Source organism: Bradyrhizobium nitroreducens (assembly GCF_002776695.1).
GTDB classification, from domain to species: Bacteria; Pseudomonadota; Alphaproteobacteria; order Rhizobiales; family Xanthobacteraceae; genus Bradyrhizobium; species Bradyrhizobium nitroreducens.
The window spans coordinates 6,174,659-6,174,940 of sequence record NZ_LFJC01000003.1 but is presented as its reverse complement, the minus strand read 5'-3'; the positions used below and the strand labels follow the sequence as shown (position 1 = coordinate 6,174,940).

The 282-nt window shown below is 67.0% G+C and carries 1 protein-coding gene; it reads left to right on the top strand.

From position 1 onward, the window contains the following. A partial coding sequence (locus tag TSA1_RS29525; RefSeq protein ID WP_145984441.1) for a DUF1522 domain-containing protein occupies positions 1-282 on the top strand: 282 nt, incomplete at both ends.

Genomic DNA, 282 nt, shown 5'->3' with positions numbered 1-282 from the left:
TCGATCTGGCCAGCGGCGTGCAGAGCGCTTCGATCACCGGTGGTGCTGCCACCATCACGCAGAGCGGCGCCACGGTTGGTACTGCCCAGACCATCTCGTCGGTCGCCGGCGGTAAGGTCATTCTGGAGAGTTCGACGGGTGCGGACCTGAACGTGACCGGCAAGGCCGATCTGCTCAAGGCCCTTGGCCTGAGTTCGGCCGCCGGCGGCGGCAACACGAGCGTGAGCGTGGCCCGCCAGACCAGCGCGGGTTCGCTGGGTGCTCTGGTTCAGGATGGTTCGA